This window comes from Nocardia sp. XZ_19_231, from assembly GCF_015355705.1.
Classification (GTDB): domain Bacteria; phylum Actinomycetota; class Actinomycetes; order Mycobacteriales; family Mycobacteriaceae; genus Nocardia; species Nocardia salmonicida.
Genome location: NZ_JACUZI010000010.1, coordinates 106302 through 124301 on the forward strand (window position 1 = coordinate 106302; position 18000 = coordinate 124301).

22 protein-coding genes are annotated in these 18000 nt (G+C 66.6%); 12 read left to right on the forward strand and 10 right to left on the reverse strand.

Annotation, left to right across the window (positions count from 1 at the left end):
- Positions 1–70: 70 nt before the first annotated feature.
- Together IBJ82_RS30565 and IBJ82_RS30570 are read left to right on the forward strand one after the other, a co-directional pair.
- Complete coding sequence (locus tag IBJ82_RS30565; RefSeq protein WP_194829529.1) at positions 71–1591, forward strand: adenylate/guanylate cyclase domain-containing protein; 1521 nt, start codon at positions 71–73, stop codon at positions 1589–1591.
- Between the two features lie 4 nt (positions 1592–1595).
- A complete protein-coding gene (locus IBJ82_RS30570) occupies positions 1596–2666 on the forward strand; it encodes a YbhN family protein (protein ID WP_194829451.1) in 1071 nt (356 codons plus the stop codon).
- Here the strand turns inward: IBJ82_RS30570 and IBJ82_RS30575 are convergent, their stop codons facing one another.
- Positions 2667–3023 carry a DUF3054 domain-containing protein gene (locus IBJ82_RS30575; RefSeq protein ID WP_194829452.1) on the reverse strand — a complete coding sequence of 119 codons (357 nt, stop codon included), beginning with the start codon at positions 3021–3023 and terminating at the stop codon, positions 2667–2669. It lies immediately after the preceding gene.
- 73 nt (positions 3024–3096) lie between these two features.
- Positions 3097–4776: an NTF2-like N-terminal transpeptidase domain-containing protein gene (locus IBJ82_RS30580; RefSeq protein WP_228537902.1), complete on the reverse strand. Its 1680-nt coding sequence runs from the start codon at positions 4774–4776 to the stop codon at positions 3097–3099.
- A 397-nt stretch (positions 4777–5173) separates the two neighbouring features.
- Between IBJ82_RS30580 and IBJ82_RS30585 the strand changes: the two genes are divergently transcribed.
- Both IBJ82_RS30585 and aroQ read left to right on the forward strand, forming a co-directional pair.
- Entirely contained in the window at positions 5174–5734 is a 561-nt protein-coding gene (locus IBJ82_RS30585) for a hypothetical protein (RefSeq protein ID WP_194829453.1), read from the forward strand.
- A 15-nt stretch (positions 5735–5749) separates the two neighbouring features.
- The gene (gene aroQ, locus IBJ82_RS30590) at positions 5750–6199 is read left to right on the forward strand and encodes a type II 3-dehydroquinate dehydratase (RefSeq protein WP_194829454.1); all 450 of its coding nucleotides are present in this window, start codon (positions 5750–5752) and stop codon (positions 6197–6199) included.
- Between the two features lie 20 nt (positions 6200–6219).
- Here the strand turns inward: aroQ and IBJ82_RS30595 are convergent, their stop codons facing one another.
- The gene (locus tag IBJ82_RS30595; RefSeq protein WP_194829455.1) at positions 6220–6666 is read right to left on the reverse strand and encodes a nitroreductase family deazaflavin-dependent oxidoreductase; all 447 of its coding nucleotides are present in this window, start codon (positions 6664–6666) and stop codon (positions 6220–6222) included.
- A gap of 181 nt (positions 6667–6847) precedes the next feature.
- On the opposite strand from IBJ82_RS30595, the gene IBJ82_RS30600 reads away from it, so the two are divergent.
- From IBJ82_RS30600 to IBJ82_RS30610, 3 genes are read left to right on the forward strand one after another with little or no spacing between them, the layout of a single operon-like run.
- Positions 6848–7777, forward strand: coding sequence for an ABC transporter ATP-binding protein (locus IBJ82_RS30600; RefSeq protein ID WP_194829456.1), 930 nt, complete (start codon positions 6848–6850; stop codon positions 7775–7777).
- The gene (locus IBJ82_RS30605) at positions 7774–8622 is read left to right on the forward strand and encodes an ABC transporter permease (RefSeq protein WP_194829457.1); all 849 of its coding nucleotides are present in this window, start codon (positions 7774–7776) and stop codon (positions 8620–8622) included. Before IBJ82_RS30600 ends, IBJ82_RS30605 begins: the two co-directional genes overlap by 4 nt.
- Complete coding sequence (locus IBJ82_RS30610) at positions 8612–8854, forward strand: helix-turn-helix transcriptional regulator (RefSeq protein ID WP_056823747.1); 243 nt, start codon at positions 8612–8614, stop codon at positions 8852–8854. Before IBJ82_RS30605 ends, IBJ82_RS30610 begins: the two co-directional genes overlap by 11 nt.
- Positions 8855–8900: 46 nt before the next feature.
- Here IBJ82_RS30610 and IBJ82_RS30615 read toward each other — a convergent pair whose 3' ends face one another.
- On the reverse strand, positions 8901–9743 hold the full coding sequence (locus IBJ82_RS30615) for an NAD(P)-dependent oxidoreductase (protein WP_194829458.1): 843 nt from the start codon (positions 9741–9743) through the stop codon (positions 8901–8903).
- Positions 9743–10624: an NAD(P)-dependent oxidoreductase gene (locus tag IBJ82_RS30620; RefSeq protein ID WP_194829459.1), complete on the reverse strand. Its 882-nt coding sequence runs from the start codon at positions 10622–10624 to the stop codon at positions 9743–9745. The genes IBJ82_RS30615 and IBJ82_RS30620 overlap by 1 nt, the downstream gene beginning before the upstream one ends.
- Positions 10625–10767: 143 nt before the next feature.
- Here IBJ82_RS30620 and IBJ82_RS30625 point away from each other — a divergent pair, with 143 nt between their 5' ends.
- On the forward strand, positions 10768–11145 hold the full coding sequence (locus tag IBJ82_RS30625; RefSeq protein WP_194829460.1) for a helix-turn-helix domain-containing protein: 378 nt from the start codon (positions 10768–10770) through the stop codon (positions 11143–11145).
- Between the two features lie 37 nt (positions 11146–11182).
- Here IBJ82_RS30625 and IBJ82_RS30630 read toward each other — a convergent pair whose 3' ends face one another.
- On the reverse strand, positions 11183–12310 hold the full coding sequence (locus IBJ82_RS30630; RefSeq protein ID WP_194829461.1) for a glycerate kinase: 1128 nt from the start codon (positions 12308–12310) through the stop codon (positions 11183–11185).
- 149 nt (positions 12311–12459) lie between these two features.
- On the opposite strand from IBJ82_RS30630, the gene IBJ82_RS30635 reads away from it, so the two are divergent.
- Positions 12460–12771 (forward strand): GNAT family N-acetyltransferase, encoded by a 312-nt coding sequence (locus tag IBJ82_RS30635; protein ID WP_194829462.1) that lies wholly within the window; start codon positions 12460–12462, stop codon positions 12769–12771.
- Here IBJ82_RS30635 and IBJ82_RS30640 read toward each other — a convergent pair.
- Positions 12765–13523, reverse strand: coding sequence for a 1-acyl-sn-glycerol-3-phosphate acyltransferase (locus IBJ82_RS30640; RefSeq protein WP_194829463.1), 759 nt, complete (start codon positions 13521–13523; stop codon positions 12765–12767). The two genes, IBJ82_RS30635 and IBJ82_RS30640, sit on opposite strands and share 7 nt — an antisense overlap.
- Before the next feature lie 107 nt (positions 13524–13630).
- Here IBJ82_RS30640 and IBJ82_RS30645 point away from each other — a divergent pair, with 107 nt between their 5' ends.
- From IBJ82_RS30645 to IBJ82_RS30655, 3 genes are all read left to right on the forward strand, one after another.
- Positions 13631–14269, forward strand: coding sequence for a YqgE/AlgH family protein (locus IBJ82_RS30645; RefSeq protein ID WP_194829464.1), 639 nt, complete (start codon positions 13631–13633; stop codon positions 14267–14269).
- Between the two features lie 66 nt (positions 14270–14335).
- Positions 14336–14845, forward strand: a complete 510-nt coding sequence (locus tag IBJ82_RS30650) for a sigma-70 family RNA polymerase sigma factor (RefSeq protein WP_056823775.1) — start codon at positions 14336–14338, stop codon at positions 14843–14845.
- The gene (locus tag IBJ82_RS30655; RefSeq protein WP_194829465.1) at positions 14842–15540 is read left to right on the forward strand and encodes a zf-HC2 domain-containing protein; all 699 of its coding nucleotides are present in this window, start codon (positions 14842–14844) and stop codon (positions 15538–15540) included. Before IBJ82_RS30650 ends, IBJ82_RS30655 begins: the two co-directional genes overlap by 4 nt.
- 53 nt (positions 15541–15593) lie before the next feature.
- On the opposite strand, the gene IBJ82_RS30660 is transcribed toward IBJ82_RS30655, so the two are convergent.
- From IBJ82_RS30660 to IBJ82_RS30670, 3 genes are all read right to left on the reverse strand, one after another.
- A complete protein-coding gene (locus IBJ82_RS30660) occupies positions 15594–16376 on the reverse strand; it encodes an ABC transporter permease (protein WP_194829466.1) in 783 nt (260 codons plus the stop codon).
- Complete coding sequence (locus IBJ82_RS30665; protein WP_194829467.1) at positions 16373–17332, reverse strand: ATP-binding cassette domain-containing protein; 960 nt, start codon at positions 17330–17332, stop codon at positions 16373–16375. Before IBJ82_RS30665 ends, IBJ82_RS30660 begins: the two co-directional genes overlap by 4 nt.
- Positions 17333–17443: 111 nt before the next feature.
- The gene (locus IBJ82_RS30670) at positions 17444–17971 is read right to left on the reverse strand and encodes an EXLDI protein (protein WP_194829468.1); all 528 of its coding nucleotides are present in this window, start codon (positions 17969–17971) and stop codon (positions 17444–17446) included.
- Between the last annotated feature and the right edge of the window lie 29 nt (positions 17972–18000).

Genomic DNA, 18000 nt, shown 5'->3' on the forward strand with positions numbered 1-18000 from the left:
TGATCACCTGGGCACTTGGTCAGATAGATTGGCAAGCGTGTCAGCGCCACTTGAAGCGGTCAAACAGACCATGCGAACGCGCTGGCCGCTGTACCTGACGTCTGTGCTGCTGGCCAATGCCTTCGGCGCGGTGCTGGTGTGGGCCTTCATTCAATACGGCCTGCCGGTTCCGGAGGGCGATCCGGGTGGGGTGCGCCAGACCGGTCTGCTCGCGCCGCTGCTCGTTTTCGGTATCGCCGCGTTGTTGAGCATCTTCGCCGCCGCGCTCATGTTGCGGCCGGTGATGCGCTGGCAGATGCGCGGCGGGCCGCCGAGCCGACGCGAGCAGATGGCGGCGCTGCACGTGCCGCTGCGGCAGTCGATCGTGCACCTGGTGCTGTGGATCATCGGCGGCGGGATCCTGGCCGCGCTGATCATCGTCGAATCACCCGAGCTGGCGGGCGCGGTAATCGTCACCGAATGTATGGCCGCCACCATCGTGTTCGGCTTCACCTACATGCTGGGTGAGCGCATCCTGCGCCCGGTCGCCGCCGAGGCGCTGACCGAGGGCACCTTCGACCACACGCTGACCCCCGGTGTCGGCACGCGCATGGCGATGACCTGGGGCATGGGTACCTTCGCACCGACCATCGCGATCGTGCTGCTGTGCGTCACCCAGATCTCCTCGGATGTGAAGTTCTCGGCGAAGTCCCTCGCGATCTCGATCCTGCTGCTGTGCGGCGTGGTGATCCTGCAGGCGCTGGCCTTGTCGATGCTGACCGGCTCCTCGATCTCCGACCCGGTGCGTCAGCTGTCCCAAGCCATCAACAGGGTGCAGGCAGGCTCACGCGATGTGCAGGTGGAGGTCTACGACGGCAGCGAGATCGGGCTGCTGCAGGTCGGCTTCAACCGGATGATGGACGAGGCGGCCAAGCGCCGCAAGCTGCAGGAACTGTTCGGCCAGCACGTCGGTGAGGACGTGGCGCAGCGAGCACTGGACTACGGCACCGAACTGGGCGGTGAGACCCGATTCGTGGCGGTGTTGTTCGTGGACATGGTCGGCTCCACCGCCGCCGCGGCCGAACGTCCGCCGACCGAGGTGGTCAGCCTGCTCAACGAGTTCTTCCGGGTGGTGGTCGACGTGATCGACAGCCACCACGGTTTCGTCAACAAGTTCGTCGGCGACGCGGCGCTCGCCATCTTCGGCGCCCCGCTGGATCGCCCCGACGCCCCCAGTGCCGCGCTGGCCGCGGCCCGCGATCTGCGCGAGGCGCTCCGCGAGGTGACCAGCCTCGACATCGGCATCGGCGTCTCGGCGGGCCTTGCGGTCGCCGGAAACATCGGTGCCGCAAATCGATTCGAATACACCGTGATCGGCGACCCCGTCAACGAGGCGTCGCGGCTCACCGAATTGGCCAAAGATCATCCCGGCCGCGTTCTCGCTTCGGGCAGCGCGCTCTACTTCGCCGACGAAAGCGAGCAGGAACATTGGATAACCGGAGACGAGGTCCAATTGCGCGGCAGACGCAGAAAAACCCGCCTGGCCTGGCCGAAGTCCGCGATCGCCGCGCCGCGCACGGACGAGGAAGAACAGGCACGTTCGCTAGGCTGAGACCGTGACGGCCGACGGCGACCTAGCAGGCGCACCGGCCGAGCGCCGCCGCCGCTTCCGGTGGGTCAAGTGGGTGCTCGGCGCGGTGATCCTCGCGCTGCTCATCGGCGAGGGCGTGTATCTGTGGCCCCGCCTGCACGAATCCTGGCGCACGCTCACCGAGATCCACTGGGGATGGCTGTTCCTGTGCATCGTGCTGCAGGCGATGTCGATGAGTGGATTCGGGCGCGTGCAGAAGCAACTGCTGCACGCGGGCGGGGTGGATGTCAGCCAGGGGAAATCGGTATCGGTGGTCTACGGCGCGACCGCGATGTCGCTGACGCTGCCCGCGGGCCAGGTCTTCTCCACCGCGTTCACCTACCGCCAGACTCGGCGCTGGGGCGCGAGCCCGATCGTCGCCTCCTGGCAGCTGGTCTTCTCGGGCGTGGTCGCCGCGGCCGGGCTGGCGCTGATCGGCATCGCCGGCGCCGCGCTGGTCGGTCAGGGGATCGGATTCAAATTCGTCGGCTCGCTGGTGGTGCTCGGCCTGGTCCTGTTCATCGGCAACTATCTGGCCCACCATCCCGGCATGCTGGAGGCCATCCTCCGGCGGGTGCTCGCGCTGATCAATCGGCTGCGGAAGAAGCCCGCCGATCACGGGATCGCCAAGCTGGCCGAGATCCGGGCCCAGCTCGAGTCGGTGGAGCTGGGGAAAAAGGACGGGGCGCTCGTCGGGGTGTGGGCGCTGGTGCACCGGTTCGCCGACGTGGCGTGTCTGGGCACCGCCTGTTTCGCGGTCGGTGCCGACCCCAAATTGTCCGGGCTGCTCATCGCGTTCGCGGCAGGCAAGGCGGTGGGGTCCATTCCGTTCGCCCCGGGCGGCATCGTCTATGTAGATGCCACGTTGATCTACGGTCTCACCGCGGGCGCGGGGCTGCCTGCCGCGCAGGCCGTGGCGGCCGCGTTCGTCTATCGGCTGGTCAGCTTCATCCTGGTCGCCGTGGTCGGCTGGATCGTCTTCGCGTTCCTGTTCCGCACACCGCAGGCCGACGACCACGAGTACGAGCAGGAATTCAAGCAGCAACGACGAATCTGATCACCGCAGCGCGCGAATGGCCGCTCGCCAACCCAGCAGGAACAGCGCGAGCACGCAGGCCGCGACAATCATGAAACTCGGTGCCACACCCTGACCACTGACGGCGCGCAAGACCATCCCGCCGACGAGGGTGCCGGCCCAGATCAGGATTCCGCTGGGCCACAACGCCGTTGCGTCGAACCGAGTGTTTCGCGCGAGGTACACCGCCACCACCCAGCCCAGAATCAGCCCTATCCCGAAGGGCCACACCGTTTTCAGCAGACCGGCGATGACAGCCTCGTCGTGACTGCGCCTCCCGATCGCGCAGAAAACGATCACCAATAAAGCGTCGATACCGAACGGCGCGTATCTCTTCACGGAAAGTAGCGTAACCGCTCAAGATCGACTTCGAGAGCGGGTTCATGCCCACTGATCAGTGGTAACTCTGTGCTTACGGCTCCGGCGTCGCCAGCGATTTCAGCAAGACGGCCGCGAGACGTGAAGTGGCGTCACCACTGTCGACATCGGCGATGTGCACCGCGAAGACCAGATCACCCATCGTCGCCAGCAGCCACCCGTCGGCGCCGCCCGTCGCGGCGAATGCGGTGACATCGCGGAATCCGCGCAGTGCAGTGGTTTCCGGCTTGTTGATGCCGTCGTTCATCATCCCGCGCAACCGGTCGACCGCGGGCTGTGGCAGCGCGGGAACAGGTGTATCGGTGGTGCCCGGATTGCCTGCCACGATCATCGGCGGCACCACCGAGCCACGCGAGATCGCGGCGGCCGCGATGGCCATCCCGAAGGGGCTGACCTGCACCGCGTCGGCACCCGCGCCTTGGCGCACCTGTTCGGTGCTGCGGCCGGGTGCGCTGATCCGCCCGGTCACCTCGTCGAGCCCGGCCACCTTGAAGTCGACGCCGACGCCGAGCGCGGTGGCCGCCTCGGCCGCTTCCTGCACGGTGACGTCCTGCGGCGGCTTGTTCTTGGTCGCCGCGGCGACGGTACGGAACAGTTCCATCGTGCCGCCCGCCGGGAACAGCCCGGTGAAGGCGATCGGGCCCCTCTCGGTGGCGTAGGAGTTCTGTGCGACCGCGACGACCGCGCCGGTCGAGGGCTGGATGGCCACGACCGTGGCGGGAGTCCCCGCGCTCACCACCGCGTCTTCAGCGGCGCGCTGTAGACGCTGGTCCATCGTCGCGGCGATGTCCGGCCCGGAAGGCCCCTGATATCCGGCCACCTGGCTGACGAACCTGCCGTCGGCCTCGAAGATCTGCACACCCCAACCCGCGGTGGCCTCGAGACTGTCCTGCCACACCTTGCGCAGCGCGTCGAGCATCGGCGAGCGCGTCCGCCGGTCGGCCGAGATCAGTTTGGGCTGCTTCTCCATCACCACGCCGGGCACCTTGGCCATCCGTGGTTCCAGGATCGCGAAATCCCCGTCGCGCAGGTTCACCGCGACGATCGGCTGGCCCTGCGAGCCTGCCAGCTGCTGCATCAGTGCAGGCCCGGTGATCAGCGGCGCCACCGGTTCGATGGCGTCGGCGAGTGCGTTGGTGGTACCGACGAGATCGCCGGTGCGGCTCGGGTCGATCTTGATGACATTGAGCGTCTGCTCGGTCATCAGCGCCTCACCCGGCAGATCGACGACCTTCGGGGGCGGCTTCGCGGTCGTGCGCACGAGCTTGACGGTGCGGTTGTCCGTCAATTGCGGCATCACCACCGCGGGCTCCCAGGAGATCCGCCAGCCGATGGCGAGCTTGCGGACGGTGCCCTGCAGTGTGTAGGTCCAGTCCTTCTTCTCGCCGAAGTTCCAGGCGACCTCCATGCTGAAGATCGCCGACTGCTTGTCGAGGTCGATCACCTGGGATGCGTCGTAGTCGACGGTGCCCGATTGCAGGCCCTCGAACATTTGCTTCAAGGTTGCCGAAGCGGCGGCGGGGTACGAGGTCAGGTCGGCGGCCTTGCCGTAGTCCTGTTCATCGAGGAGCTCGGTGAACCGTTGGACCACCGTCTCCGACTCGCTCGTCTTCCCACCCACTCCGCACGAGCACAGCGCGATGGCGAGGGTCGCAACCCCCGCGATCGCCATTGCGCCCCGGACGCGAAAGCGGCGGGATCCCCACACATCCATATCGCCCACTCTTCACTCTTGCCACTCCGGTAACGAATACACCGTACCGGAAGTTGACCTGTCTCCAATGCCCCGGTCAGTCGGGATACTCCCCGACCTCGACACCTCGATTGTGCCGGAAATCTCGCCCCGATGAGGGTCCGTTTTCCAACCTCGCCCAGTAAGCGGCAACAACTGCTGTGTCAACCGTACCGACAGCCGCGCCAGCTGGTGCGGATCTCCCATTTGTCCGGCGATTCAACGCGAGGGTACCCAAGCCCGTCTCCATCCAACCGCGCGGCATCAGCTTTACCGAGTCGGTACGCACCCGTTCACGCAGAGCGGAATGCAGTGCGCCGATATCGGCGTAATCTTGTAATCAACGCAACATGCACTACAGAGACAGCAGGTGATTTCCATGCGGAACGATCGACGCGAGCGCGGATTCGGCCGACCCGGCGGTTGGCAGCAAGCCGACCTTCCCGATCCCGCCGACGCCCCCGACTGGTTCGCCGGACGGTTGCCCGCCGACTGGTTCACCGGGCCGGTGGACATCGAGATCGACCGCGACGAGATCGTCGTGGTCGGCGAACTGCCCGTCCCCGGCGACGCGAGCACCTCGACAGCCACCAAAGAAGGCGCACTCGCCCGCTTCCGCGAGTCGACCCGCCCGGCCCGCATGCAGATCGCCGACGAGGCCCAGCGCCGTTACGGCCGCAGCGTCGCCTGGGGCGTGCGTGTAGACGGTGAACGAATCCTGTTCACCCACCTGGCCGTGCCCGTGATGACCCGCCTACGCCAGCCCGAACGCCAAGTCCTCGACACCCTCATCGACGCAGGCGTAGCCCGCTCCCGCGCCGACGCCTTGGCCTGGACGGTCAAACTCGCAGGCAAACACGCCGAAACCTGGCTCGCCGAACTCCGCGAAGCCATGCGCAAGGTCGACGACCTGCGCTCGGAGGGTCCGACCGGCTTGTGACTTACAGTGGCCTGCATGGGAGATTCCGTCCAGGCCACCGGTCCGATCCTCGTCATCAACGGACCGAACCTGAACATGCTCGGGACCCGCCAGCCCGAGATCTACGGCGCCGACACCCTCGACGACGTCGTCGCACTCTGCGAACACACCGCCGCCCGATTCGACCGCAAGGTCATCGCATTCCAGTCCAATCACGAGGGCGCGCTGATCGACCGGATCCAGCAGGCCCGCGGCGAGGTGACGGCCATCGTCATCAACCCCGGCGGCCTCACCCACACCTCGGTCGCACTGCGCGACGCCCTGGTGATCCCCGAGGTGCCGATCGTCGAGGTGCACATCAGCAATGTGCACGCGCGCGAGGAGTTCCGGCACCACTCGTTCGTCTCCCCGATCGCCACCGCGGTGATCGCCGGGCTGGGAATTCACGGCTATGCCGCGGCCATCGAGTTCTTGAGCAAGCCATAGGCCGGTCCGCCTCGGCGTGATCACGCGATACGGAAAACCGGGAATCCGGGGGCGATAGCGGTGAGCTGTTCATCCGTCGCGTCCTTGGTGAGGCCCTCGAAGAACTTGCCGACCTCCCAGCCCCACTTCTCCAGGTAGAGCCGAAGCAGCGGCACCTTGTCGGCGTCGGCGACCTCGGTGGCGGTGAACTGCTCGGTCTTGCGGCCGAGGCGCAATTCGCCGTCGCCCGCCACGCGCAGATTGCGCACCCACTGCACGTGCCCACGCGGCGCGACCAGGTAGCGCTCGCCGTCGGCAGCCGTCATCACGTTGACCATGGTGGTGCGCCATTCACCGCTCTTGCGGCCCCGCACGGCCAGCAGCCGCGAACCCATGATGCTGATCCCCAGCTTGGGCAGCAGGTTGGCGATCTTGTTGACGATCGGATCGATGCCGGTCGGGGGGAGGTGGCGAGTCGCGTTGTCCATGTTGATCACTCCTGAAACTGTGAGCACTGCTCTCTGTTGAGTACAAGCATGCACTTCAGAGCGACCTAAAGTCAAGAGCAGTGCTCACAGTTTTGAAATGTCCTTTCTCAGCGAAGCATTGCCGCGATGATATGTAGTACGTATGCTACAAATCATCGAAGGTCGATGACTGGGAGGACTCATGACTTCGAACAACAACGTCGTTCTCGATGTCGCGCAACTACGGATGCGATACGACGAGACAGACGTCCTGCACGATGTGACTTTTCAAGCGAAGCGCGGGGAAGTGCTCGTCATGCTCGGGCCCAACGGCGCGGGCAAAACCACCACGATCGAGATCCTCGAGGGGTTCCGCAGGAGGTCGGCCGGCCTGGTCGAGGTGCTGGGGGCCGATCCCGAACACGGTGACGAACTCTGGCGCGCCCGCATCGGCGTCGTGCTCCAATCCTGGCGTGACCACGCGAAATGGCGAGTGCGCGAGCTGCTCGGCCACCTCGGTGGGTATTACAGCCCGTATTCCACGGCACGGGTCACCCGACCGTGGGACACCGATGAACTCATCGAGCTGGTCGGGCTCACCGAACAGCGTGACGCGAAGATCGCGACCCTGTCCGGGGGACAGCGACGCAGACTCGACGTGGCGATCGGCATCGTCGGCCGACCGGAACTGTTGTTCATGGACGAACCGACCGCCGGCTTCGACCCCGCCGCCCGGCGCGACTTCCACGACCTGGTGCATCGTCTGGCCGATCTGGACGAGACCACCGTCCTGCTCACCACCCACGACCTGGACGAAGCCGCGAAACTGGCCGACCGGATCCTGATCCTCGCCGGTGGTCGGATCATCGCCGACGGCTCTCCGGAGGAGCTCAGCGCCGCCACCGCGGGCGAGGCCGAGGTGCGCTGGACCAGTGAGGGCCAACGCTTCGTCCACACGACGACCGAGTCGACCAAATATGTCCATGAACTGTTCAAACAGCACGGCGAACTGATCGAGGACCTCGAGGTACAGCGCGCGTCGCTGGAGGACACCTACATGGCGCTGGTCCGCCGTTTCGAATCCGACACGACCGCCAAACCCGTTCGTTCACTGCAGGAGGTCACGCGATGAATCCCACGCTGGTAGCGGTCAGGGGCGGCCTGGCGGCGATGTGGATCGAACTGCGGCAGCTGTACACCAACGGAACGAGCCTGATGGCCCAGTTCCTCACTCCCACACTGTTTCTGATCGCGATCTTCTTCCTGCGCGACCGGGCCTACCAGGACACCGGGCTGTCACTCGGCGAACTCGCGGTGCCCGGCCTGCTCGGCAGCATCATCGCGTTCAACGGCCTGTACGGCATCGCCGAAGTCCTCGCTCTCGACCGGGAGGACGGAACCCTGTTGCGCGCCAAGACAATTCCGAACGGCATCCTGGGCTACTTCATCGGCAAGGTCGGTACCACCGCGGGCGCGGTACTCGTACAGCTGGTGGTGGTGCTGACCCTCGGCGCCGTGATCGTCGGTGGACTGTCGATGCCCGGCGGCGCCGCGATCACGCTGACGTGGGTGATCGTGCTCGGCCTGCTGGCCACCTTGCCGATCGGCGCCATCCTGGGCGGGTTGATCGTCGGCGCCCGCGACATCTTCCTGCTGACATTGCCGCTGATGGGGCTCATCGCCATCTCCGGCATCTGGTACCCGGTCACCGCGCTTCCCGGCTGGATCCAGAGCCTGGCCCAACTCTTCCCGATGTATTGGCTCGGCCTCGGCATGCGCTCCGCACTGCTGCCCGCCGAGGCGGCGGCCATCGAGATCGACGGGTCGTGGCGGCACCTCGAGACCGCCGCGGTGCTCGGCGTATGGTCGATCGTCGGGTTGTTGCTCGCGCCGATCGTGCTGCGGCGAGCGGCCCGCCATGAGTCGGGATCCAGCGTGGCCGTCCGCCGCGAGAAAGCGATGCAGCGTGCCTTCTGAGGTCATCTACAACCGCATCGCGATGTTGCGTGCCGAGCGCGGCATCTCGCGGCGGGACCTGGCCGAAGCGCTCGGCGTCCACTACCAAACCGTCGGCTACCTCGAACGCGGCGAATACAGCCCCAGCCTGCACCTCGCCCTGCGGCTCGCGGCCTATTTCGAGGTAGCGGTGGAGGTGGTGTTCTCCACCGAGCCGTTCCCGAGATTGGGATCGGGCGCCGAGACCGCGTGAACACCTGAAACCGTTCGGCACCATCGCGCCGAACGGTTTCGGTGTGTCAGCCGCGAAATATCCGGAACGTCGATTCAGGGGCGCCGACAGCTCGCTCCCAGTACGACGAAACCGACTCGGCCAGAACAGTATCCACGCCGACCGCGGCGCCGGTTTCCACTACATGGCGCGCGCCGGCCGCCATCATCCGCAGATACGCCGGATCGGCCGAACCACTGTCGTCGACCGTTCCCGCCCACGCGGCGTACAACTCGGCGACGCTGCCCAGCGAACGCTGGGCGTACGGCACGAACCGATCTATCGAGGAACCGGACCGATCGACAATCGCCAGCGCCTGTTCGTAGCCGAGCATCAACGGCAGGAACAGGGCGAGCATGGCCTGGTAGAAGACCTGGGCCGCGCCGTCATCCGCACTCAGGTACTCCATTTCCGCCAACAGCCGCAACGACTCGCGTTGACCCTCGAAGACCTCTGGTCGACCGCTGTAGAAGATGTAAGCCGCCGGGCCCGCCAGCTCGTGCGGCTGCGCCATCACCCCACCGGCGAGAAATTCGCCACCACGAGCCCGGACGAACGCCGCGCCCTGCCGAGTCCGCTGCGGCGAATCCGAGGACAGGTTGACCACCACCTTGCCGGTCAGATCGACGGAGCCGAGAACCTCGTCCATCGCGTCGTAGTGGGTCAGGCTGAGCACGATGAGCTCGGCGGCGGCCACCGCGTCGGCGACGGTCTCGGCGCGCTGGGCACCGAGACCGTCTGCTTTGTCGGGGGTGCGGTTCCAGACCGTCACGGTGACACCCGCGGCGAGGTAGGTGCGCACGATCTGCTGTCCCATCGGGCCGAGGCCGATGACAGTGACCGCATCGGCCGCTCGGCCGGAAGCCTGCATCAGGACGCCTCGCCGCGGAACAGGGCGAACGGCGAGATCTGCTTGCCTGTCGCCTCGGAGGCGGTGACGGCCTTGCGCCAGAACGACTGGGCGAGGTGGGACAGGCTCGCGTCGACGCCTGCTTCTTCGCTGGCGTCGATGATGTGCTGGGCGCCGGCGTCCATCATCTTCAGGTGCGCGAGGTCGGCGAAGCCGCCCGCCTTGTTCGCCTCGGCGAACTGTTCGATGAAGAACGGGTAGGCGCCGGCGGAGCGGACGGCGAACGGTACGAACTGGTCGATGCTGTGGCCGGAGTTCGCGATCATCGCCGACGCCTGGTCGAACGCCAGCAACCAGGGGTGGAAGGTGATCAGCAGGGCCTGGTAGAAGATCTGGGCCAAGCCGTCGTCGGCGCCGAGGTATTCCTGCGGGCTGAGCGGGCGCAGCAGTTCGGCGTGGGCGTCGAAGACTGCCTTCGGACCGCTGTAGAAGATGTAGGACGAGGGATGGACGATATTGTCGCCCGCCGACATCACGCCGCCGGAGAGGAATTCGGCGCCGCGCTCACGAACCCATGTCGCGCCTGCCCGTGCCTTGTCCGGTGAATCGGAGGACAGATTGACGATGACCTTGCCGGGCAGCTGGTCGACGGCCTGGCCGAGCACGTCGTACATGGCGTCGTAGTGGGTGAGGCTGAGCACCGAGACCTCGTTGGCCGCCAGCGCCTCGGCCACCGTGTCGGCACGCTTGGCGCCCGACGCCACCAGCGCGTCGACCTTGGCGGTGCTGCGATTCCATACCGTCACCTCGACACCTGCTTCGAGGAACGCCTTGACCATGGCCTGGCCCATCGGGCCGAGACCGAGAACGGAAACGGAACGGGAAGTGGTCTGCTCGGACATTGTGTGGCCCTTCGATTCTCGCTACGGATTGGTTCGGCGCCGCTTTCCATGGTGTCCGCGCGGGTATCGTTCGGGAAGACCGAACGTTCGGGTGTGGTTGCTTACCTAGAGGTTCGAAATACGGTCAGAAGGGTGCGCCGAAGATGAGCAGTGACGCAGATCACGATGTGTGTGGCATGAGCCTGGCTATCGACGTCGTCGGCGGTAAATGGAAGCTGCACCTGATGTGGGTGCTCGGCGCCGGGCCGCAGCGATTCGGCCGGATCCGGCGGCTGCTCGACGGCGTGAGCGAGAAGGTGCTCGCCGAGAACCTGCGTCATCTGGAGAGCTCCGGCGTGGTGCACCGCGAGATCTTCCCCGAGATCCCCCCACGCGTGGAGTACTCGCTCACCCCGCTCGGCGAGACCCTGCGCCTCGCCTTGGCACCGCTCGAAACCTGGGGCGATGAGCACCGCGCGGTGCTGGCCACCGCTACCCGGCCACCCGCCCCGGCGTCTTCGCCATCCCCGATCGCGCTGTAACTACCTGCGCTTCACCGTGCTTCGCGCACGCACGCTGTCATTTCAAGTGCTCCATGGCGATTCGCTCGCCGATTCGTTCGAGTAGGCGCGCCGCGGCCATGATCGAGCGCGCGGGATCGGGCTCCAGGTCGCTGAGCGGATAGCAAGCGGCGAACCCCGCGGCTCGAATCTCACCGGGCGACAACAGGGTTCGACCTACCGCTGCGACCACCGGCACCCCCGCCTTCTTGGCCGCGGCCGCGACCCCGACCGGCGCCTTCCCGTGCATGCTCTGGTGATCCAGCGAGCCCTCACCGGTGACGACCAGCGTGGCCCCGTCGATCAAGTCCGTGAATTCCAGCAGCTCGAGCAGCACATCGATCCCGCTGCGTACCTGCGCCCCCAGCACCGCGAGCACCCCGAACCCCGTGCCACCCGCCGCCCCGGCCCCGCCGATCTCGGCATACCCCGTACCCAGCACCGCCGCCCAGTTGGTGAGCCCTGCTTCGAGTTTCACCATCTGCCGTGGGTTGGCCCCCTTCTGTGGCGCGTACACCGCAACAGCACCGGCCGGTCCGAGCAACGGATTGTCCACATCGCAGGCAAGCGTGAACAGCGCCGTCGAGACCGCCGGATGCAACCCGGCTCGATCCACCGAGGCAACCTGCGCGAGCATCGCGGCCACATCCGCGACCCCCGCCAATTCCCGCCCCTCCCGATCGAGCAACCGCAACCCGAGCGCCCGCAACAGCCCCGCCCCGCCGTCGGTCGAAGCACTCCCGCCGAGCCCGAGCACGATCTCCCGAGCCCCCGCGTCGAGCGCATGCGCGATAGCCACCCCCAACCCGAACGTGTCGGCCCGGAGCGGGTCGAGCCGCCCACCGGGCAACTTCACCAGACCGACGGCCGCCGCCAACTCCACCACCGCGACATCTCCCCGCACCGCGTACACCGCCGTCGAAGCCTCCCCTGTCGGCCCGGGCGCGGCCAGCTCCACTCGCTTCCACCCCGACGCCACGAAGGCGTCGACCATCCCGTCGCCGCCGTCGGCCACCGGCACACACCGCACCTGCGCCCTCGGCGCCCGCCGAGCAATCCCCCGTCCCAACGCCTCAGCAACCTCCGGTGCCGAAAGCGAACTCTTGAACTTGTCCGGTGCAAGCACAACAAGCGGTCCACGAGTCATCCCGACATCTTCCGCCTTGAGACCAAAACCCGCATCCCCGCAGTTCCAGCCACCCTCAACGCCCTGAGTCCGCCGTGACCGCACTACCGAACCTCCTGGGACTACCGATCAACAAGGGCCGACACCGAACAACACGGTAGCGTCGACCTATGGCGACCGAGGTCCGCAACAACACCGCGCTAGAGCGGTTCGAACTCACCGCCGACGGTCAACCCGCCGGCTACATCGAATACCAGGACACCGGCGACGAACGCGCGCTCGTCCACACCGAGATCTACCCCGGCTTCGAAGGCCGGGGCCTGGCGAACATCCTGGTCGAGTCCGCACTCGACGCCAGCCGCGACCAAGGCTTCAGCGTGCTGCCGATGTGCCCGGTGGTGCTGCATTTCATCAACACCCATCCCGACTACATCGCCTACGTCCCGCAGCGAGCCAGGGAGCTGTTCGGCCTACCTCAGTAGTGCGCGACGGCCCCGTCGACGGCCAGTTGCAGCTCTTCTTTGATGAGCCTGGCGATGTCGGCGGGCCGCTGCGGCACCTCGAGGATCGGCGCCCGGAAGTAGGCGACCCCGGACACCACGTCGGCAGCAGTCGTTTCGACGGCCGCGTCGCGGTCTCCGTAGTTCATCCCGATGGCGATCACCGCGGGCGCGGCGCCCAGTTTGGCCGCACGGAACGCGATGTGCCCGATCCCGCTACCGACCGCCTGCACCTTGGTGTGATCTACCTCATTGCAGGTGCCCTCGGGGAAGATCGCGAGGTGATCACCGGCGGCCAACCGCTGCGCGCACACATCCATCATCCGCTGACCTGCGGCATTGACCGCCCGGATCCCATGATCCTTGCCGCGGAACACCGGGATCCCGCCCATCATGTCCACCTTGCGGCGCTGCTCGGGATCGAGAAAGAGCTCGTCCTTCGCCAGCACCCGCACCCGCCCGATCTTCGAGCGCAACGGTGACCGCCATGCCGTGGCCGCGACCGTGTACGGGTCGCTGGTCGACAGATGGTTGATCGCGTAGATCACCGGCCGCCCACTGCGGACCAGTGCCTTCAACTGCTGCTTCGCACCCTCGGCGAACACCACGCGCGGCTGGAACCGCCGGGCCAACACCGCATACGAGGCCAGCGCCTTCCACCTGTTCTGCTGATGGCGCAGGTAGTAGTCGTACACGGCGTCGTTGTCGTCGAGCAGGACTTCGGGCAAGTGCATAGCGAGACCCTACCGGGCGATCCCAGAGGCCCCGCGCGCGAGGATTTCCGATTCCGATCCGGTCCGCGGGAAGCGCGCACCGGCGCTGAAAATGCGATGATGACTCGGTGGCAGGCGGAGACGACCCGGACGAGCGGCGGACTCGCGACGGGCACGGTGACGATCGGCGGCGCGGTCAGCCCGCGGTGAACGTCCGCGCGGGCAACCTGCTGGTGTCCGCGACAGACCTGGTGGAACCTACTTTCCGACGCACCGTCGTGTATGTGATCGAGCACAACGACGCGGGCAGCCTCGGCGTGGTGCTGAACCGGCCGAGCGAGACCCCGGTCGTCGATGTGCTGCCCGCCTGGGCCGACCTGGCCGCCAGCCCGACCGACCTCTACATCGGTGGGCCCGTCAAACGCGATGCGGCGCTGTGCCTGGCGGTGCTGCGCACGGGCGTCGACATCTCCGATATCCGCGGGCTGCGCCGGGTCGACGGCCGCGTGGTGCTGGTCGATCTGGACGCCGACCCCGCCGAGATCGGCCCGCTCATCGAGCAGATCCGGATCTTCGCCGGATACGCGGGCTGGTCGATGGGCCAGCTCGACGGCGAACTCGACAACGACGACTGGATCGTGGTCTCGGCGCTGCCGTCGGACCCGATCGCCACCGACCGCCACGATCTGTGGGCCGCGGTGTTGCGGCGTCAGCCGTTGCCGCTGGCGCTGCTGGCGACACACCCGATTGAACTCGAACGCAACTGACACCGTTACTCCTTCGACGAGCAGGAGTGACACATGAATTACGACGAGCAGTGATCAGGGCCGCCGATGAACGATGGTCGCGACGAATTGATGCGTGCGCTCTACGCCGAGCACGCACCCGCCCTGTGGCGTTTCACCCTCGGGCTGGTGCGCGATCCCGGCCGGGCCGAGGACATCGTGCAGGAGACGCTGCTGCGCGCCTGGCAGCGCCCCACCGTGCTGGAACAGACCGAAACCTCGCCGCGCGCATGGTTGTTCACCGTGGCTCGTAATCTCGCGGTCGACGAGCATCGCAGCGCAAGGCACCGTCGCGAGTTCGGCACCGACACCCCGCCGGAGCAGGTGAGTCCCGACCAGTCCGATCGCGCGCTCGACGGCTGGCTGGTGGCCGACGCGCTGAGCACATTGAGCCCGGATCATCGCGAGGTGATCGTGCGGGCCTACTATCGCGGCCTCGGCATGGCCCAGATCGCCGACGAATTGGGTATCCCACCGGGAACGGTGAAATCGCGCCTGCACTACGGCATGCGCGCCATGCGGCTGGCGTTACAGGAGATGGGGGTGACGAACCGATGACCGACCTCGCCGACGAGTACAGCACCTGGGACGCTGCCTATGTCCTCGGTTCGCTCGGTGCCGCAGAGCGGCGCGAATACGAGACACACCTGCTCGATTGCGCGCACTGCCAGCAGGCGGTGGCCGAACTGTCCGGGATGCCGGGCATGCTCGGTCTGGTGGACCGCGATACCGCGCTGTCGTTGATCGCATCGCCGGAGCCGGACGCGCCGCAGGTTCCCGACCTGATTCCGTCGCTGGCCGCGGCGGCCGAGCGGCGCAGGCGGCGGCGGCGCTGGATGGGCGTCGGGAGTGCGGTGGCGGCGGCCGCGGCGGCGGTGGCGATCGCGATTCCGGTGACGGTCACCGTGGCGCGCTCGGAGACGCCGACCGAGCAGATCGTCGCCGAACAGCAGATGCAGGCGGTGGAGCAGACACCGGTGAGCGCGCAGGTGAAGCTGGTGCGCGACGGCGACCGCACGCGCCTGGTGATGACCTGCCGCTACGCGCCGAGCGCTTACGGCTCCGGCTACACCCGCACGTACGGGCTGGTGGTGACCGCGGGTGAGCAGCGGTACGAACTCGACCAGTGGCCCGCGGGCCCCGGCACCGAACTGACGGTGGATCGCACCATCGACGCTCCACCGGATTCGATCAGCAAGGTGGAGATCACCTCCGTCGACTCCGGCCGGACCGTCTTGGTCGCCCAGGTCTGAACGCGCGAACGGTCCGGCCTCCTTCATGGAGACCGGACCGTTTGCGCGACAGGCTACTTCGATTGCTTGGCGAAGATCGACTTCGACCAGAGGAAGCCGCCGCCCGCGATCACCGCGCACCAGACCAGTGAGATCCAGCCGTTGGCGCCGACCTCGGTGCCCATCAGCAGTCCGCGCAGCGTCTCGGTGATGGGAGTGAAGGGCTGGTACTCGGCGAACTGGCGCATCCCGACCGGCATCGTGTCGGTGGCCACGAGGCCGCTGCCGAGGAAGGGCAGCAGCACGATGGGAAAGGGTGCGTTGCTGGCGCTTTCGGGAGTGGGCGAGAGCAGACCGAGCGCGATGGCGAGCCAGGTGAAGGCGAACGTCACCAGCGCCAGCAGCCCGAGCGCGCCGATCCACTCGACGACGTTCGCGTTCGGCCGGAAGCCGACCAGCATCGCCACGGCGGTCATCGCGACAACGCCCGCCATCGCCTGGACGAGCGCACCCAGCACGTGTCCGGTGAGTACCGACGACTGCGAAATCGCCATCACCCGAAATCGATTCACGATCCCCTTGCTCGCGTCGGTGGCGATCGAGACCGCCACCGACACCGTCAGATAGGCGGGCAACAGCAACATCATGCCCGGCGCGAGATAGTCGATATAGCTACCGCCCGAGGACTTCTCGAGCGCCCCACCGAAGACGTACTTGAACACCAGCATCAGCACGATCGGCATGATGATGATGCTGAAAGTCATGCTGGGATAGCGCTTGACGTGAATCATGTTGCGCCGCAGCATCGTCATCGTGTCGGCGAAGGCGTAGGACTTGGACTTGGTCGGTGTGGTCATCGCAGTGACTCCTGCTCGATGGTGGCGCGGCCGGTGAGGGTGAGGAAGACGTCGTCGAGGTTGGGGGTGTGCACCGAAATGCCGCCCGCTTCGATGTTCTCGGCATCGAGCAGATCGAGCACGGAGCGCAAGGAACGCACGCCGCCGTCGCTCGGCACGGCGAGGGTCAACCCGTCGGTGCCCTCGACCACCTTCGCCGTCGACCCGAACGCGCGCTGGGCGGCGACCACGTCGGGCTGATCGGCGAAATCGATGCGGATGTGGCCGCCCGGAATCAGTCGCTTCAGTTCTGCCGCAGTACCTTCCGCGACGATCCGGCCGTTGTCGAGCACCGCGATGCGATCGGCCAGGTGGTCGGCCTCCTCGAGGTATTGGGTGGTGAGAAAGACGGTGACGCCGAGATCGTCGACCAGGCCGCGGATGATGTCCCAGATCGAGCGGCGACTGCGCGGGTCGAGGCCGGTGGTCGGTTCGTCGAGAAAGATCACCCGCGGATCGCCGACCAGCGTCATCGCCAGATCGAGCCTGCGGGTCATGCCGCCGGAATAGGTACTCGCGGGCTTGTCGGCGGCCTCGACCAGGTCGAATCGTTGCAGCAGTTCCTGCGCCAGAGCGCGGGTCTCGTGGCGCGGCAGGTGGTTCAGGTCCCCCATCATGTGCAGGTTCTCGCGGCCGGTCAGCAGCTCGTCGACCGCGGCGAACTGCCCGGTGACGCCGATCAGCTCGCGTACCCCGCCTCGGTCGGTCTCCACATCGTGGCCGCCCACGGTGCACTCCCCCGCATCGCCTGCGATCAGCGTGGTGAGGATCTGCACGGTGGTGGTCTTGCCCGCGCCGTTGGGGCCGAGCAGGGAGAAGACAGTGCCCTCGGCGACGGTGATGTCGATGCCGTCGAGAACAGTTTTGTCGCCGTAGGCCTTGCGCAGGCCGCGTGCGGTGATGGCCGAGTTGACCATGATCGTCCCTTTCCACAGGATTGCATTAATTACTGCGAATATGTGCATGAGTTATCGACACAGCCCCCAGGGGCTGCGGTTCGGGTGTGATGTGCGGTTGTGGTCGAGGAGTTAGATGTCGAGTTCCTCGATCTGCGGGTGCGCGGTGATGTCTTCGACCTTGCGGTAGAGCTTGTCGGGCACGCGATCCTTCAGGTCTTTCAGGTCGTCGAGGATCTCGTACTCGTAGTCGCCCCAGTCCCACGGCCGGTCACCGATGCCGAACATGCGGCGCCAGTATTTCCAGTCCTTCATGTCGCCCGCGGCGTCCCCGGTCGGATATTCCGACCACAGCGCCGAGTGCGTGTGGAGCACGAGCTTGCCCTTGCGGCTGCGGTAGACCTGCTGGTGCAGCACCTGCTTGTCGCCGACATCGCGCCATTCGCCCAGCAGCACGCCCTGGAAGCGCACCTGCCGGACGCCGTCGCGACCCACCTGCAGCACGACCTCCTCGAAGCCGGCCTCACGTCCTTCTTCCAGCTCGATGAGCCTGCGCAGGGCGCTGACCACGGTGCTGGAGAGGTTTCCGCCGACAAGCTCCTGAGCCCGCTGGAACACGGGGAGATCGTCGTCGGCTACGTAGATCGTCTTGTTGGGCATGAACTCACTATACGTATATGTGTACGTAC

Coding starts and splice junctions, on each gene's coding strand:
- IBJ82_RS30565 (WP_194829529.1), top strand. CDS start 71: ATGCGAACGCGCTGGCCGCTGTACCTGACGTCTGTGCTGCTGGCCAAT.
- IBJ82_RS30580 (WP_228537902.1), bottom strand. CDS start 4,776: ATGGATGTGTGGGGATCCCGCCGCTTTCGCGTCCGGGGCGCAATGGCG.
- IBJ82_RS30585 (WP_194829453.1), top strand. CDS start 5,174: ATGCGGAACGATCGACGCGAGCGCGGATTCGGCCGACCCGGCGGTTGG.
- aroQ (WP_194829454.1), top strand. CDS start 5,750: ATGGGAGATTCCGTCCAGGCCACCGGTCCGATCCTCGTCATCAACGGA.
- IBJ82_RS30595 (WP_194829455.1), bottom strand. CDS start 6,666: ATGGACAACGCGACTCGCCACCTCCCCCCGACCGGCATCGATCCGATC.
- IBJ82_RS30600 (WP_194829456.1), top strand. CDS start 6,848: ATGACTTCGAACAACAACGTCGTTCTCGATGTCGCGCAACTACGGATG.
- IBJ82_RS30605 (WP_194829457.1), top strand. CDS start 7,774: ATGAATCCCACGCTGGTAGCGGTCAGGGGCGGCCTGGCGGCGATGTGG.
- IBJ82_RS30615 (WP_194829458.1), bottom strand. CDS start 9,743: ATGCAGGCTTCCGGCCGAGCGGCCGATGCGGTCACTGTCATCGGCCTC.
- IBJ82_RS30620 (WP_194829459.1), bottom strand. CDS start 10,624: ATGTCCGAGCAGACCACTTCCCGTTCCGTTTCCGTTCTCGGTCTCGGC.
- IBJ82_RS30625 (WP_194829460.1), top strand. CDS start 10,768: ATGAGCAGTGACGCAGATCACGATGTGTGTGGCATGAGCCTGGCTATC.
- IBJ82_RS30630 (WP_194829461.1), bottom strand. CDS start 12,310: ATGACTCGTGGACCGCTTGTTGTGCTTGCACCGGACAAGTTCAAGAGT.
- IBJ82_RS30635 (WP_194829462.1), top strand. CDS start 12,460: ATGGCGACCGAGGTCCGCAACAACACCGCGCTAGAGCGGTTCGAACTC.
- IBJ82_RS30640 (WP_194829463.1), bottom strand. CDS start 13,523: ATGCACTTGCCCGAAGTCCTGCTCGACGACAACGACGCCGTGTACGAC.
- IBJ82_RS30650 (WP_056823775.1), top strand. CDS start 14,336: ATGAACGATGGTCGCGACGAATTGATGCGTGCGCTCTACGCCGAGCAC.
- IBJ82_RS30655 (WP_194829465.1), top strand. CDS start 14,842: ATGACCGACCTCGCCGACGAGTACAGCACCTGGGACGCTGCCTATGTC.
- IBJ82_RS30660 (WP_194829466.1), bottom strand. CDS start 16,376: ATGACCACACCGACCAAGTCCAAGTCCTACGCCTTCGCCGACACGATG.
- IBJ82_RS30665 (WP_194829467.1), bottom strand. CDS start 17,332: ATGGTCAACTCGGCCATCACCGCACGCGGCCTGCGCAAGGCCTACGGC.
- IBJ82_RS30670 (WP_194829468.1), bottom strand. CDS start 17,971: ATGCCCAACAAGACGATCTACGTAGCCGACGACGATCTCCCCGTGTTC.